The following is a 16343-nucleotide window of genomic DNA, read 5'->3' as shown; positions in this document are numbered from 1 at the left end:
ATACTTAGAAAGTATTGAGGGCTTATATAGAAATGGTTGCTTCGTTATTTATAAAGCAGTGGCAGTATACGTAACCGTCTGCATATAATTTTTCATTAGGTTTTTACAAAAAATATTGATAGGTTGGTAAATTTGTTATCATCGTTTTATGAGATTTGATACCTTTAAAAAAGATATAAAACGGCTTAATAAATTTACTGAATGTTTGGTGTGATGTATTAATTAGATTTAGATGTTCAAAAACATAGATTTTACCTTACAGCTGATAGATACTTATTCCCGAATTTTCTCTATATCGCTATCAATACATACAAAAATCAAAGGCCGCCCGTAGGAAGCCTTTGAAACACCAAATCACAAAATATTAATATGAAAAAAATTTTATTATAAAGCAGTTGCAGTATAAGTTACTGTTTGAGTATAAGTTCCGGCCGGTTTACCTAAAATATCAGAAGATGATGATTTTGCTGCAGGAATGGTGTAATCCAAGTTCAGTGTTAATGCACTTCCAAGTGGGGCATTTGATACTAAAGTTTGATCAGTAGCAGATAAAACGACAGCATTTTTTGTACCGCCCATTGTTCCGGCAGCTGCAGCAGCTTTGATCGTCAGAACATTTACAGGGATTAAGTTGGTTCCATTCATGAAATTAGCACCGCCTGCTTTTACTTTAACATTAAAGTTCTTCGTTGAAGTAACTTTTAAAGAGTTGGCTTTAGTAACCGTTTGATCAGAGTTATAATCCGCTGCAGTCGCATAGTTGAAGTCAACCGTATTCCCGATTGCCGTACTTCCGGCATCAATGGAGATGACATCGTTCAGGGTAATGTTTACGGTTGTTGTTGCAGTAGTATTTTGAGCTTTAACATTGTTCGTTCCTAATATGGTTGCTCCGATAGTTAAAGCTGCGATTGCGATTAATTTTGTCATGATCGTATTATTTTATTTTTATTCCTGTTTAGTTGTCCTCTTTTGAACAATACAAATCTACGGCATAATCAACGATAAAATATTACATCGTTCAGGGTAATATTTACGGTTGTTGTTGCAGTAGTATTTTGAGCTTTAACATTGTTCGTTCCTAATATGGTTGCTCCGATAGTTAAAGCTGCGATTGCGATTAATTTTGTCATGATCGTATTATTTTATTTTTATTCCTGTTTAGTTGTCCTCTTTTGAACAATACAAATCTACGGCAGCGATAAAAGTTTCTTTGTAGTGGAACATGGAAGTTGATGTAGTAAAATAACTACACGCACTATTCATTCGGTTTAAATAGAAAAGCCCTCAATACTTAGAAAGTATTGAGGGCTTATATAGAAATGGTTGCTTCGTTATTTATAAAGCAGTGGCAGTATACGTTATTTTTTGAGTGTAAGTGCCCTGTGGTTTCCCCAGAAGTACTTTCGATGCTTTTTCCGCCGAAATAGAATAGGCAATATTTAAAGATTGTTTTGCCCCTGAACTTGCGTTACTTACCAGCACCTGATCGGTTGTAGATAAGGTAACCTCATTCATTGTTCCCATCAAACTTCCGCCCGGTATTGCTTTTACCTGTAATACATCTACTGGAATTGCGTTTGCGCCACTTACAAAATGTGTGCCTTCAGATTTTACTTTTACATCAAAATTTTTGGAGGAAATGATGACTAAACTGTTGGGAACGGTCACGTTTTTTGACGAATTATAATCTGTTGTATTCAAATAATTAAAATCAACAGTGCCTCCTGAAGCAACAGTGCCTATGTCCATTGCAATAACGTCTGATAAAATAATATTTACCGACTTAGTTACATGCTCAGAATTTTGTGCCCGAACATGATCTGTTCCTAAGGCGATTGCTCCCAAAGACAGCGCAGCAATAAGGATTTGTTTTTTCATGATTTAAATAAATTTAATGGTGCTGTAGTAAAATATTGTTATTCAAATATCATTAAATCAAATCTAATAACATTATCTGACATGACCAAAATATTTATTATTATTAATTAAACAGTTGTCAGTGTGATGGTTACGGATGTTTTTTTTCTGATCGAGATCATTCTTACCATGATTTTTCACTCTCAGATGAGAAATGAATATAGATTTTTCGACGAGATCATTATCTATTGGGAATTTTGTGATATCAGAATCTGTCGCTAAGGTATTAATATGATTATAACAACTGAGAGCCTGTTTAAAAAAGTAAGATACCACACCTTACGGAACCAGTTTTAAGTGGCTGGAAAAAGACGCTGATAAAGAAGATGTCACACAATGGAATCCATTTCCAGAGGATACTACTTATTCTGGGCCCTACGATAAAGATTATATGATTGGAATCTGGCTCTAAATGTGTAAAGCACGAACAGACTATAAATCTGAATAATCTAATTTTCAAATAATTAAAATCCCGGTAAAAGAAATAGCACTGCTGCATATTTCCGTAAGCCAGTGCGATTATGTTTAAAGCAAATGTAGGTTATTCAGCGACTCATCTTTGTCAAGATTTACTGTCCTGCAAACATAATTGCGAGGATACCCGATAGGGTTACCCTCCTTTACAGCCACTACCTTGGACAATTTTACTTACTCTTTGAGAGCGATCATCATCGCTCAATTTTAACAATTCATCAGAAACGCTGTTTTGCAGATCTTTCGATTGTTTCTGCAGCTGGCTTACGTTTAAAGCCTTCTGAGCTGTGTTTTTAGTCTTATCCCTCATTTCTACTAATTATTGATTGGCCGGAATCCTGTATGAAACCGAAGAGTTAAAGCTACAAAAAAAATAACCAATGGTTAACGCTAGAATTGAAAATTATGAATCTAGTTGAATAAAATATTAATCCGTATTTCTCAGACGGTATTTAAAGGATACCGGATAAAGCAAAAATCGAAAATTTAATGAATATTTTAATAAACACCTCTTTTGTAAAATGGTTGAAATCATTGAGCAGAAGTCGCCAATTATAATTTAATAATCCGGCAAATTTCGATTTTATGCCTGGATCTGGTTTGATTTTTTTTAAGACTGGTTTGGGTCTGTGCGCTACGGTTCACAATTCGCCCTGTTATTTGATAAAGTATCGTATAAGAAGTTGTCGGTTTTGATTCCTGATTTGAAATCAAACTGATACATAGGTTATTACTCGCATAATTTCAAAAAAGCGGCGCACAATGAATGCTTTCTTCGCCCTTTTTCAGATTTGTAAAAGTTCCTGATTATCCATTAGGTAAGGAAAAGTTCTTTGAACAATATAATGTGATTATAAACAATTGATGTTACGGTATAAATACCCATTCTATAAAAGCGGTATTTATACGTAATCTCCACCTCAATATTCATTATATCTTTAGTAAGTGAAATTTCACAATCACAAATTTTCTAACTCAAAAATTAAAACAATGGAAAATCAAGCAGTAAAAGTCATCAGCGAAGTGACAGCAAAAGCCCAGGCAAACCCGGATTTTGCAAATGAGTATGTAAAAAACCCGAACAGGGTACTTTCTGACGCAGGTATGCAAATCCCGGAAGGTATGAATATCCACGTTATTGTAGGTGCTCCGGCTAACTCAGAAATCCCTAACAGCACCAGTACAGATGTTTACCTGCTTTTACCGCAGGTTAGCGAAGAAATTAAAGATGAGTCCCTTGCAACAGCAGCAGCAGCTAGCTGTCAAAGCACATCAAGTACCTGTGTTACTGTACCGTCTTGTGTGAGTTGCGTATCGAGCGCATCTACAAATTCTTGCAGCTAAAACATTTTGAATAAATATCATTCCGTGCAAAAATTAATGAGCCGGTTTAGATAAGATTATTCCAAAATGCCCGGTTAAAACGGGAACCGGGCTACCTGGTTCCCGTTATACCGGATTTATCCCTAATGATTGGGCTGGATTTCTGATAAGCCAAATGCTGTTTTTAGTTGTCCTGTACCATTTCCCTAAAAATCGTTCATCCTAATTAAAAGAGATCACGCATGCGTATCCTGAAATTTAAAGATCATATACACCCGATAGTTGTCGAAGAAGACAAGCTTATTCTCAGTTCGGAATTCGGCCAGCAATTACTGACCGGCAAGTCGCTTATCCAGGTAGTGAAGTATCTGGACGGTGTAAAAAGTGTGGACGACATTATTCACCATCTCGATGGTGTGGTTGAGGCACAGCAGGTTTTGTATGTACTGTCTGTACTGGAAGAAAAAAAATATATTTTTGAAACCAATCATAAACTAAAAGTTTCCGAATCTGCATTTTGGAGTTCTCTCGGTGTAGAAGAGGCTGTAGTACAGAGGAATAAAGAACGGGCCCGTGTCCGTATCTATACTTATGGTACCGCCGAAAGTAGCAATTTTATCAGGCAGCTGGATGCTGGAGCACTTCCTGTTGTCGGGGAAGCGGAAAATTTTGCCGTAATATTAACGGATGACTACCTTCAGGATGGCGTTCTTGAAAAAGCCAGGGATTTATGGCATCAAAACATTCCTTTCCTAATTTGTAAACCTAATGGAATAGAAATCTGGCTTGGCCCCATATTCAGGCCTGGCAAGACTGCATGTTTCGACTGTCTGATACAACGCCTTATAGCCAACCGTGATGTTGAAGTCTACCTGAAAGAAACCGGTAAAATTAATACCCCTCTGGTTGCAGCCAGCAGTTTACCTTCAACACTAGAAACAAGTCTCAGTATGGCATTGACTGAGCTTTTGAAATTTATCGTGCTGGGCCATAATGAGCAATTGGAAAATAAAATGGTGACGATTCATTACGGAACACTGGAAACCAATAAACACGTAGTTGTGCGGAGACCGCAATGTAGAGTGTGCGGCACACCTGATACAGACAGGATACCCGAAAATATTCAGTTCCAATCCAGTCCGAAAAGCTTTATCGACGGCGGTCACCGATCCGTAACCGCTGAAGAAACCTACAACCGTTTTAAACACCTCATCAGTCCGATAACTGGCATTGTCAATAAGCTGGAACGTATTACAAACGGAGATGACGTACTGCAACATGTATTTATTTCTGGGCAGAATATGGCGATAAAGACCAATAACCTGCAATCGTTGCGAAAGAACCTGCGAAGCAACAGTTGCGGCAAAGGCGTTACGGAGATTCAAGCTAAAGTCAGTGCAATCGGCGAAGCCATTGAACGTTACTCAGGCGTTTACAGGGGAGACGAGCCACGCCAGCTCACCAGTTTTAAAACCCTTGGTGATAAGGCCATCCATCCTAATGACTGTATGCTTTTCAGTAAAAAGCAAGTAGCTGATATGGAACTGTGGAATGCCCGCGAAAGTTTTTTTAACGTAGTGCCACTGCCTCTGGACGAAAATGCAGTTATCGAATGGAGCCCGCTATGGTCCGTTACAAGAAATGAAGTCGTATACCTGCCTACCGCTTACTGTTATTACAGCCACCCGGATAACGGTGGGGAACATTTCTTCTGCGCACCGGATTCAAATGGATGTGCTGCAGGTAATACGCTCGAAGAAGCAGTACTACAGGGCTTTATGGAACTTATAGAAAGAGATAGTGTAGCAATATGGTGGTATAACAGGCTGAAGATGCCAGAACTTGATCTGGAAAGCTTTAACGACGACTATGCCCTTAAACTTAAGGCTTATCACAAAAGCAGGAACCGTGATATGTGGGTGTTGGATCTTACCGGCGACAGCAGTATTCCTGCGTTTATTGCCATCTCTGCCCGCAACGACCGTACCATCTGCCAAGACATTGTATTTGCCCCTGCCGCGCACCTCGATCCAAGCATAGCATTACGCCGGGCGCTGACCGAACTGAACCAAATGATGCCCTCTATGGACGAAAGCCTGCCACCGGGCCAATATCGATACGATGACCCGGAAACCGTACATTGGTGGCAAACGGCAAACCTGGAAAACCAGCCTTACCTGTTGCCTGATATACGACACCCGAAAAGCACTGCGGATAGCTTTACAGTTCCCCGATTTACAGATATAAAAAATGACCTTGAATATTGTGTTGCGGTTGTAAAAAAGATGGGACTCGATATGCACATCCTCGACCAAACCAGGCCAGACATCGGATTACATGTGGTAAAGGTTGTTGTGCCGGGCTTACGTCACTTCTGGGCAAGGTATGCCAGTGGCCGTTTATACGATGTGCCTGTAAAAATGGGCTGGCTTCCGGCCCCTTTAAACGAGTCGGAACTGAACCCGATTTCCATCTTTATTTAATCAACCGTTATTCAGATGACCATGGAAAATAATACAGCAAAGAAATCAACGGAGCTTAACCTGCTTAAGCTCTCATTGAAACAGGACACGCGGATCGAGGTAAAAGGACAAGATGGTCTGCTATTTAGTAATAAGGGAAATTTTTTCGTGATCGAAAATCTCCGTCCTTCTACCTGTACTGCGTTAAAGCTGCTGGAAAATAATAAATATACAAAAACAGAACTGGGCAGCATTGCTTTTGAACAAGAGGGCTATAACGGGCTAAACTATCTCAACCTGCACCTCGACAGACTGGAAAAAGCGGGTTACCTGGCTTACACATTGATGGACAACAATACCGTTTTCTGCAGTTACGAACAGATGACCGGCGCCACCGGTTTTTGTACGGATCAGATCTCCCAACAATTCCGGCTTTCAAAGTTTGCTTTTATCCGCCGGGAGGGAGCGCATTTTCTATTGGAATCAGCACTTGGCCAGGCCAGGATCATTATCTATGATCAGCGTATCCTGGGGCTTGTTTCGCTATTATCAACTTTTACTACAAAGGGGGCATTAATCGGAGAACAGCACATCAATACGTCTATCCTGGAAACTTTTATTACCCTGCTGCATACAGGCGAATTCCTGGAATTTGAGCCTGTTGTCAACATGCCGTCCCCAGAGGAATTATGGAGCTTTCACGACCTGCTGTTTCATACCCGCACCCGTTACGGAAGACAAAATTACAATCTGGGAGCGACTTATCGATTTATAAATCGTATTCCTCCCAAGAAGGCAAGCAGGGGCGAAGCAGGGGCACTGGCGGAAATTTACCTGTCGGTACCGGATCCGAAAGAAATATACTTATCAGAGTCACTGGATCACTGTATGGGACAAAGACATTCTACCCGGGCCTTTAAGGGGCTCGATCTCCAGTTGCTTAGCATGCTGTTGTACCGGTGCCTGCGTATCAAGGGCAGCCAACCATATGCGGTAGCAAATGCGGCAGGCAATACCGAGGAAATAGAAACATTAAGTGCGCCCTATCCTTCGGGGGGCAGTATGTATGAGCTTACCTTTTACATAACCGTTTATGAATGTGAAGGGCTTGAACCAGGATTTTATCAATACAATGCTTTTGAGCATAAGTTATGCCTGCTGCAGCGTAAAAATAAGGATACCGACACCATGATGTGGTATGCGAGGGCCTGTACCGGCAGTGAGCATCTACCTCCCGCTGTTATTACCTTCGCCGCCGATTTCGAGCGTATGTTCTGGAAATATGAAAATATGGCTTACGCTGCAATTTTGAAAAATGTCGGTGTAGTTTTCCAGACCCTATACCTTGTCGCTACCGACCTCGGCCTGGGCGCCTGTGCGATAGGCAACGGTAATATTGAGACATTCGGCAGGCTTACCAAAAAAACGGTTTTACAGGAGAGCTCTGTTGGAGAATTTATTTTAGGAAACCATCAATAAATTAGAAAAACATGCAAAAAAGCCTGAACTATAGAAACAGCTATCATGATAATCTGCATCGTTATGCAGGTTTAAAGAGATTTTTTGAGCGTTGGTCGGCCGACCCCGATTTCAAACAGGACCTGATCAACAATACAACTGAGGCACTGAAAAAGCACGCCATACCGGTAACGCCTGATGAGATAAAATACATGATTGATGAACGGATAACAGAGTTGCCGCAACCGGTGAAAACCATGTGGGAGATATCGAAGAGCAAGCAGGATCTCATTCAGTCGTTTTACCTGTCTGAGAACCTGCCCAGGGATCGCGGCATGCTTGCCTGGAGGAACAGGCAGATCGCGCGTCAGCGATTTGATCTCGGGCCTTTTTTTACGGATACCAATATTCACTCCTCCATGACGGTCGAGTTATCACAGGGATGCTCTGTAGGATGTTGGTTTTGTGCCCTATCGCCGGATAGCTTTAAAGAAAACTATAATTATGAAGACAACCGCGAAGAGTGGCTCAGGCTGCTCGATACCATGCATTCTTTCCTTGGCGACGCCATGAAATCTACATTTCTTTACTGGGCCACTGAACCTTTTGACAACCCTGATTATGAAAAATTCTGCCTTGATATTTATGAAGCATGCGGGGTTTTCCCACCTACCACTACGGCGGTAGCTCATAAAGATACAGAACGCATACGCCGTTTTATTGAGCTTTCCGCAGACCATGGCTGCTGGCTCAACCGGTTTTCTCTCACCTCGCTGGGCATTATGAGTAAAGTCCATAAAGCATTTAGCGCCGAAGAGCTTGCTGAAGTGGAATGTCTGGCTCTCAATATGAATACCAGCTTTGCTTACGGTAATGCCGGCAATTTCAGAAAGAAAGCGTTGGAACGCCCGGAGATCCTATCTCAGCAAGACAATAAGCTACGCAAAGCCCCCTGGCATCGTTTTAACTCCGACTATGCTGAATCGGAAGAATATGCCAATGGCAGCATTTGCTGTGTAACCGGCTTCCTGATTAACGCGGTAAGCAGGAAGATACAGCTGATAAGCCCCACCACGGCATCTGATGAATGGCCTTTGGGCTATATTATATTTGCCGAGGCAATCTATGAAAATGCAGCCGAACTGGAAATGATCCTGCAGTCATGGAGCATACAATATTTTAAGGAGAAGCTAGAGGACAACGACATCCTCCGTTTCCATCCCTGGTTGGATATAAGTGTGTTGCCGGATCGTATTGAAATAAAAGGACGTTTTAATCAGAAGGAAATTATAGAAGAAACGGCCAATCCATCCCTTTATTATCTGGTAAGGCATATAACCGAAGTTCCGGTCAGACTTACCGATATCCGGCAGCACGCGGCGGCTAACTTTTCAATCTCACCGCAAGAATCGGACTTATTAATTAATGAACTTTATAAAAAAGGCTTCTTTTATGGATGTTAACGAAATAATATCACCCTCTGCAACAATAACAGCGCGTTTGTACCGGGTTATTGCAACTGCCTGTTCTATTGATGAATTGATGGAAGGTAAAGCCTTTACATGTTTGGAAAGGATACAAGGTCCTACACCGGACATAGCGAAGGAGTGGGCAGATATAGTAGGTTATGGCGATGTGGCCAAATTAGATGCGTTTCTGCGATTCATGGGTTGGGATAAAACCATATTCTTAAGTGCAGTTCAGTCGGATGTGATCGTTAACGATCCGGATTTATTGCCGGACTGGGCCAAGGCACTAAAAAAAGTATTTCAGAACCTGTCCGGTTTTTGTACCCTGCCTCACACCGGGGATAAGCAGGATTACTCCGTGGAACGTATTCTGCTTCCCTTCGTTAAAATGGCGGAAGCACATGTTATTGCCGAATCGGACAGGCTTGGTTTAGGGATCACTTACCATTCAGGCGCACAGATGGTGCAGGCTATTGGCCGGAGGCTGGTTACGCTTTCTGTTTCTGTACTGGATAACGAGATTTATCTCAACAGTATTATTCCTTCATTTGCCACTGGCGATAAAACAGCAGACCTGGCAGATTTTGAGGCATGGCTGCAACGTATCGAAAATTATCCTGTTCTTGGCCGGTTATTAGCCGTGGCCTACACCAATTGGGCCGATAGTATAACCGAGTTTTTAGAACGTTTATCGCGGGATAGGGAGATGATCGCGAATACCTTCTTCAATAAAGATGAGCTCGGGCTGCTTATCGATTATTCCGGAGATGCTGGTGATGTGCATTGCAACGGAAGATCGGTTGCATTACTTACTTTTTCAGGCGGCAGGAAATTGGTTTACAAACCCAAGAATTTACAGATCGCCAATGATTTTTTTGGATTGGTCAAAGAACTGAATACCGTATTACCCCTGAACCTGGCCACGCGCAGGATAGCGGTAATGGGCAACTATACCTGGGAAGAATTTATTACCCATAAGGAATGCAGTGATACTTCGGAGTTCCCGGCTTTTTTCCGGCGGATGGGGATGCTTACCCGTTTATTCCAGTTGTGCGGCGCCCGGGATTTCTGGCTGGATAACTTAGTAGCACACGGAGATCAACCTGTATTTGTCGATCTGGAAATGGTGATTCAGCATATAAAAGAAGCAGGTAAAGACCTGTTACCATCAGAGCAAAAAGCATTACAGGAAATCGAAGAGTCCGTGATCAAGATCGGCATCATTTCTTTTCCTACGCCGATAGGCGTGGGCGTAAAAGCCGAAGATCTGGGTACCCTGGCTTCAATCAAACCCTTTTCTTCCCCTTTCAAACTTTCGCTGGCTGCTGATAACAATATCAGCATAGGTATCAAGAAATCGGATGCGGGGTATATTACTTGGGAAAAAACCGATTACCTGCCGAGTGTCAAAGGTGTGTTTGCCCTTTCCTCAGATTATATGGAGGTGTTCCAACAAGGTTATGCAGAGATGAATCATGCTCTGGTACACTTAAAAGATAAGCTGCTGGCGGAAAACAGCTGTCTTAATAAATTCTCGGACGCTCTCCTGCGGTATATCCACCGCGATACCTGGACTTATATGCGTATTATCAAAATTTCTACGCATTCGCAAAACATGGTTGGTGGTATTATCAGGGATAAATCATTATTTTCCCTGTTCAAAGAAGTATGGGAAGACAATAAACTGAACCCAGAAAAAGCAACCGTCCTCGCCAGCGAGATTGCGTCGATGCGCCACCTGGACATCCCGCTTTTTACTGCTGTCGGCGGCAGCACACAACTGGCAGTGAATACCGTTCTACTTAACTATTTTGACCACAGCGCCCTGGACATGATGATTGCCCGTTTACGCTCGATCGATTCTTTCGACATCAAAAAACATCAGCAGATCGTTGCCAGCACCTTTTATTGCGGGGATCATGCAGCGCCGGTAGGCAGCTATAAAGAAACAACCGGACAAGTTCCAATTCAGGACTGGGCTGCGCAGGCAAAAGCTTGTGCCTCCCTGATCATGAATCATGCTATCAAAAACCCGAAGGGCGATATGGCCTGGATAGGCCTGGATTACCAGCCACATATCGGTACTTATATGCTGGAGGTACTGAAGCCCGATCTGCTATCAGGTACCTGCGGACTGAGCATGATGTTTACCGATCTTTACCGGGCATATGGCCTGGCCGATTATAAAACATATGCATTAGGCAGTCTGGCCTCCACTTTATCCGTAGTAAAAAATTCTATCTCCAACTTCAATCATCTGGACCTGGTATGGGGCACTACAGACAAACCCTTATTACTTGGCGCTTATGCAGGCATCGGCTCCCAGATTATCGCTCTGGAATATGCCGCCCGGCATTTGCAATCTGCTGAAGCCAGGGACGCTTTACAACTTTACATAGATGCAATTCCCCTGGAGCAACTCAGGCAGTATACTTCCCAGGATTTCATCAGTGGTTATTCCGGGTTGCTGTTCAGTCTTCACGGGCTTAAACCGGCCGCGGAACTCGCGGAACTTAGCCGGCATTCTTTCGAATCCAAAGGCATTTTTCCGGGATATGCAAGACCGCTGGAGGTGTTGCCTTCATTAAAGCCCGGATACAACTATCTTCACCAGATCATGAATGGTCGATCTGATAATTTTTCATTCGGGCAAGACCTGGATATGGGAACTTTATTTACAGCCCTGGAATACAGGTATGATCAAAACAGCGCTGATGTATATGCTGAATGCCTGTCCCGGGATATCCGGCAGTTAACAGTACAACAGCTGATCGATTATGCAGAGCTGGCACTAAATCTATCTGATATTACCGGTGACAGACAATACCTCGTACAGGCAATGTATTTTGCTGCAGCGATCGTCTCCAGGAAAGAGCAAACAGGCCAATGGTTTGCTGATAGCTGGGCTTCCGATATACACTTGTTGTCCGTTATTCATGGAACAGGTGCACTATGCCATTTATTCTTAAGGTTAGACCAGGCCGGGAAGTTTGGTTCCTTCCGTCGTTTAAATTCTTTCAAAAATCTATAGCAAAATGATACACATAAATACTGAAGCAAAAACAATTGTTGGCCTGGACCCTTACTGGGAAGATTATTTCCGTTGGCCGGCCGACTATTTCCCTTTTAACCTGCCGGCCTGCTCTGTTGAAAAACACCAGGATGACCTTGATACACAGGATAAAGCGGCTGTTACCTGGGACATCAGCTATAACCTTGAGCTGGAATGTGGCCTGGTATCTGCAGAAAAGCACCTATTATATGATATGCAGCCGCGGAAAGGGAATGCGGGTGGGAATTTCCGTGTCACGCATCTCCTTAGCGACGATCAGTTAAGCGGCCCGGTAGGGCTCACCTTTATCTGGGCCTTCTATATTCCCCTGCCGGCGTATATGCCTAAGCATCCAATGGGTATAATACAGCTCGATCCGCAGGAACTAAGAGGGAAAAATACTGTAATCACAATCAGGGATACCAGACCCAAAATCAATAGCTATGGCAGTTAAAATCGTTATTCCATCCAAAGCCTTTTTGCAGGATCTGGAGTCCAGGGAACAAAGACTCAGGAGGGCCGGACCTCATCTCAATCTCTATTCAGCAAAGGGTAAAACCGCCCATATTCATGATCTTATTCAAAATGCGCCACATCAACAAAAAATGCGATCACAGCTCACTGAATCCAGGTCGCAGGGTGTCTATCATGCCCTTGCCAATCTTTGCACTTTTATTATTGACGAAGAGCAGATAGATGAATCTTACTTCAAAAATGCTTTTGATGCCACGATCAGGGAAAATGTAGAAGTGGCATCGGTTACACCTGCAGAAATATCGCTGGAGTCAAAGGCAACCTTACCGGAATTCTGGCACAAGAAAAAACTTAACCTGGATGGGAGCCTTACCGGCAGGAATATCAATATAGGCGTAATCGACAGCGGAATTTATGCAAGTCACCAGGAGTTTGCCGGCAAGCAGATAAAATTTGCAGAGTTTGACAGTGTAGGTAAACTTGTTGGCACAATCCCAAAAGACTACGGTACCCATGGTACTCATGTGTGCGGCCTTCTGGCCGGTAGAAATGCAGGGGTAGCGCCGGATGCTTCGCTAACCGTAGCAGCATGCCTTACCGAACGCGGTGGCACAGCAGGATACCTGGCGCAAATACTGGGCGGTCTGAATTACCTGCTGGAACAGGGCCGTGATAATGATACGCAGGCGGGAAGAGTACATCTGATTAATGCCTCCATAGAATCTGCAGCCGGTTTTAATGATTACCTGCACGGTGCACTGGACATGGCACTTACGGATCCCGGCACTCTTATGATTGCAGCAATAGGCAATAACGGAAGTAAAGGAAAAAACAGCGATTCAAGCCCTGGAAATTATGACCTGACACTGGGTATTGGTGCTTTAGACGAAAATGATCAGGTAGCTTCGTTCTCCTCCTGGGGCACAGTAGCCCAGTTAGGCAATATCAACAAACCGGACATCAGTGCTCCGGGCGTCTGGCTGTACTCCAGCCTGTCAGGACCTGGGAACCAATACTTCAAACAAAGCGGCACCTCAATGGCTTCGCCGGTAGCAGCAGGGATAGCGGCACTATTGCTTGAACGGCAGCCCGAACTGATCACGCAGCCGCTGAAGCTCAAGGAATTATTGCTTAATATGGTAGTACCTTTGCAGGATGCAGAGCGGGCCGGCAGAGGCAGGATAAATTTAATCAACTAAAAAAAAGGCCATGAAAAAAGAAGGAATCAGTTTTTTAGTAAGTTTGTCAGATGCCCAATCGCTTGTGGCGGATACAGAGGGAGCAGGCAGAGACCGGCTCGCAGCATTAAAAAACCGACTGGAAGAAATGAACATACAAGTGGAACATTTACAAATGTTGGGTCAACTGGTTATTTATGCACCGGAAGAAATCTGGCATAAAGCAATAGTGGAAATAGCATCACTTACCGATCAGGATTTTAAGATTGAACCGAACCGTTTGTTGTAAAATTGAATAATTCCCATTACCCGGCTCAAAACGGGCAGCAGCTATTATGGATAACAGTGAAAAATTAACCCTTGACAACCAGTTTGTACAGATGGCGCGCAGGGCAGCCATCATAGCCAAGACTTCGGATCCCTGGATTAGATGGCATGCCTATCTTACCCGATGGACAGAAGACGCCTGTCTTACCATTCAGGGATTGATGCAAAACATGCCTTTGCCGGCTGCTGCCCTTGACGTTGCCACAGGAACTGGAACTCCAGTACTCGATTTGGCGAAGGCCTGGCCGCAATGCCGTTATGAAGCCTGTGATATTGCTGCAGAATCAATCGAAATTGCCAGGCTGCTGGCGCAGGAAGAAAAGCTTCCCCATATCTCGTTCAAAGTATGTGCCGCAGAAGCACTGGATTATCCTGATGACAGCTTTGGCCTGCTTACCTGCTTTTTTTCCCTGATGTACATCAAGTATACATCAAAGGCCATCGACCAGTTTTTGCGCGTACTCAAACCGGGAGGACATATGATAATCACAACTTGGACCGGGGATAACCAGTTATTCCGGCTCGTCAAGGACACATTCATTATGGAAGACCATAAATATCCAGACGGCCAGGATCCGTTTATGTTTTCTGACAGCCGGTCGCTTAAGGCATTGTTCAAAAACAAGCCTGTCAGGAATCTTCTGGTAACGGAAAGAAAAACAGTCTTGAACTGGGAAGGGAACGAACAGGAATTGTGGGCCTTTTTCAAAGACAGCAATCCCGTAATCAATACACTATTGTCTGCACTTTCACCTGATGAATGCCAGGAAAGGGAACAACATATTTATTCGCTTTTGTCCGGTTTTAAAACTGGAGGCAATATTCTTTTTGAAGCCAATATGTTGGTGTGTTCAGTACAGAAAAACAGCTTACCTCTTTAATATATGTTAATTCAGTTGAATTGACCGCTGATTTCGGAGCAAATTGAACACTTAGGGCCTATTTAGATTTCATTCAATAATAATCTTATAGCAGATAATTTGATTGTATTTTCAGAAGTTCCCATCAGGAATTCGTAATTTATGCATAGCCTACTGTCGTTATTAAATCATGAAAAGTAAGTTCGATAATCCATCTTTTATGAATGAGTTCAAACTTTTTCTTTTCTGTTATTTCTAATAATGATTTGAATGATATATCCAAACCTGACTTTTATTTGAAATATGATCTCAAATTCTTACCCTTAATCTTTTATTAATTTTTTAAATTCTAAAAGACCAAAAACACCACACCTTTTGTCGCATTACAACAATAGCTTTAAAAAAATGATCAATGAAACTTAAAGCGACAATACGGGAAGAGGTGAGGGTGAATGCAAAAAGCATTATTGTGGAATTTATGGGCAATCCTGAAAAGCAGGACTTTGAGGTGAAATGCAGCTTCAATCCCTATCAGGAAGGAATGAGAAAGTGGAGTGGGATATTTGGCATTATTCTACATTACCTTTATATTTTTCTATACCCTGGACATAGAGAACAGACTTATCCGGATCATAGGTATATTGATCATTCTGATACATACCCTGAGCATCTTTATTCAAAATAATCGTATGGTGATCGGTCTGATCAGGCAAAAAAAGTTCCAGTTTGCTTTGGTCATCACTCAATAAGATAAATGCGCTGATTACTGCTGCGTCTTTTTGAGGAGCTACAGGGTTCAGCCGGAATCCTTCATTAAAAACCTGGATACAATCCTGTTTCAGTTCGCTCCAGGTTTGTCCTGCCGAGGCAATGCATCCGTGGTCATCTTTATCGGAGCCCACAGCTTGTTTCTCATTCTTAATATTTTTCTCTGTTATTTTAGCAGATTGATCACAGGCTGATAAACCAACCATACATACTGCCGTTAAAATCAGTTTTTTCATAGGAATAGAATTAATATACCATTATTTACAATACAAGTGCCATAAAGAGGGTCTTAAAATAATGCATTATAGCAGTTTAATATATGCCAGCGTAATTACAGATGTTTAACAGGTATTAAAGAGGGGGTGTTCAGATCTCCTTCGGATCACCTTCGAAAGTCTGCTTCGGAAAAAGGAAGTTTTTCCGAAAGATTACCGAAGCGCGTCCGAAGAAAGTGATCATTTCGCGGTTCCTGACACATTCGTGATTTAAATATAAAAATAAACGTATTTGTATCAAATTCAGATAACACAAGAAATTGAACGTTAAACCTTAAAAAAAAAGATTCTGTTAAATATTTT

At 42.5% G+C, this 16343-nt stretch carries 14 protein-coding genes; 9 read left to right on the top strand and 5 right to left on the bottom strand.

Annotated elements, in window-relative coordinates:
* Window positions 1-384: 384 nt before the first annotated feature.
* From ASE55_RS07985 to ASE55_RS20635, 4 genes are all read right to left on the bottom strand, one after another.
* Window positions 385-930 (bottom strand): hypothetical protein, encoded by a 546-nt coding sequence (locus tag ASE55_RS07985; RefSeq protein WP_056217615.1) that lies wholly within the window; start codon window positions 928-930, stop codon window positions 385-387.
* Between the two features lie 68 nt (window positions 931-998).
* Complete coding sequence (locus tag ASE55_RS20740) at window positions 999-1133, bottom strand: hypothetical protein (RefSeq protein WP_262483811.1); 135 nt, start codon at window positions 1131-1133, stop codon at window positions 999-1001.
* A 205-nt stretch (window positions 1134-1338) separates the two neighbouring features.
* Entirely contained in the window at window positions 1339-1881 is a 543-nt protein-coding gene (locus ASE55_RS07980) for a hypothetical protein (protein ID WP_056217611.1), read from the bottom strand.
* A gap of 649 nt (window positions 1882-2530) precedes the next feature.
* A complete protein-coding gene (locus ASE55_RS20635) occupies window positions 2531-2704 on the bottom strand; it encodes a hypothetical protein (RefSeq protein WP_238585017.1) in 174 nt (57 codons plus the stop codon).
* A gap of 680 nt (window positions 2705-3384) precedes the next feature.
* Here ASE55_RS20635 and ASE55_RS07975 point away from each other — a divergent pair.
* The 9 genes from ASE55_RS07975 to ASE55_RS07935 all read left to right on the top strand — a co-directional run bounded on the left by ASE55_RS07975 (window position 3385) and on the right by ASE55_RS07935 (window position 15018).
* A complete protein-coding gene (locus ASE55_RS07975; protein WP_056217604.1) occupies window positions 3385-3738 on the top strand; it encodes a hypothetical protein in 354 nt (117 codons plus the stop codon).
* Between the two features lie 221 nt (window positions 3739-3959).
* Window positions 3960-6200, top strand: coding sequence for a TOMM precursor leader peptide-binding protein (locus ASE55_RS07970; RefSeq protein ID WP_056217602.1), 2241 nt, complete (start codon window positions 3960-3962; stop codon window positions 6198-6200).
* Window positions 6201-6221: 21 nt separating this feature from the next.
* On the top strand, window positions 6222-7658 hold the full coding sequence (locus tag ASE55_RS07965; RefSeq protein WP_185116283.1) for a SagB family peptide dehydrogenase: 1437 nt from the start codon (window positions 6222-6224) through the stop codon (window positions 7656-7658).
* 11 nt (window positions 7659-7669) lie between these two features.
* The gene (locus ASE55_RS07960) at window positions 7670-9100 is read left to right on the top strand and encodes a radical SAM family RiPP maturation amino acid epimerase (protein ID WP_056217597.1); all 1431 of its coding nucleotides are present in this window, start codon (window positions 7670-7672) and stop codon (window positions 9098-9100) included.
* Window positions 9063-12137 (top strand): type 2 lanthipeptide synthetase LanM, encoded by a 3075-nt coding sequence (gene lanM / locus ASE55_RS07955; protein WP_056217594.1) that lies wholly within the window; start codon window positions 9063-9065, stop codon window positions 12135-12137. The genes ASE55_RS07960 and lanM overlap by 38 nt, the downstream gene beginning before the upstream one ends.
* Before the next feature lie 4 nt (window positions 12138-12141).
* Entirely contained in the window at window positions 12142-12612 is a 471-nt protein-coding gene (locus ASE55_RS07950) for a hypothetical protein (RefSeq protein ID WP_056217592.1), read from the top strand.
* Window positions 12602-13831, top strand: a complete 1230-nt coding sequence (locus ASE55_RS07945; RefSeq protein WP_056217589.1) for a S8 family peptidase — start codon at window positions 12602-12604, stop codon at window positions 13829-13831. The genes ASE55_RS07950 and ASE55_RS07945 overlap by 11 nt, the downstream gene beginning before the upstream one ends.
* 10 nt (window positions 13832-13841) lie before the next feature.
* Window positions 13842-14099, top strand: coding sequence for a hypothetical protein (locus ASE55_RS07940; protein ID WP_056217584.1), 258 nt, complete (start codon window positions 13842-13844; stop codon window positions 14097-14099).
* Window positions 14100-14145: 46 nt separating this feature from the next.
* A complete protein-coding gene (locus tag ASE55_RS07935; protein ID WP_056217581.1) occupies window positions 14146-15018 on the top strand; it encodes a class I SAM-dependent methyltransferase in 873 nt (290 codons plus the stop codon).
* A 548-nt stretch (window positions 15019-15566) separates the two neighbouring features.
* Here ASE55_RS07935 and ASE55_RS07930 read toward each other — a convergent pair.
* Window positions 15567-16001 (bottom strand): hypothetical protein, encoded by a 435-nt coding sequence (locus ASE55_RS07930; protein ID WP_056217578.1) that lies wholly within the window; start codon window positions 15999-16001, stop codon window positions 15567-15569.
* Between the last annotated feature and the right edge of the window lie 342 nt (window positions 16002-16343).

The sequence above is a fragment of the Chryseobacterium sp. Leaf201 genome (assembly GCF_001421435.1).
In the GTDB taxonomy this organism is placed as follows: domain Bacteria; phylum Bacteroidota; class Bacteroidia; order Flavobacteriales; family Weeksellaceae; genus Chryseobacterium.
The sequence above is the reverse complement of the archived record's forward strand: the minus strand, read 5'-3'. Positions and strand labels throughout refer to the sequence as shown.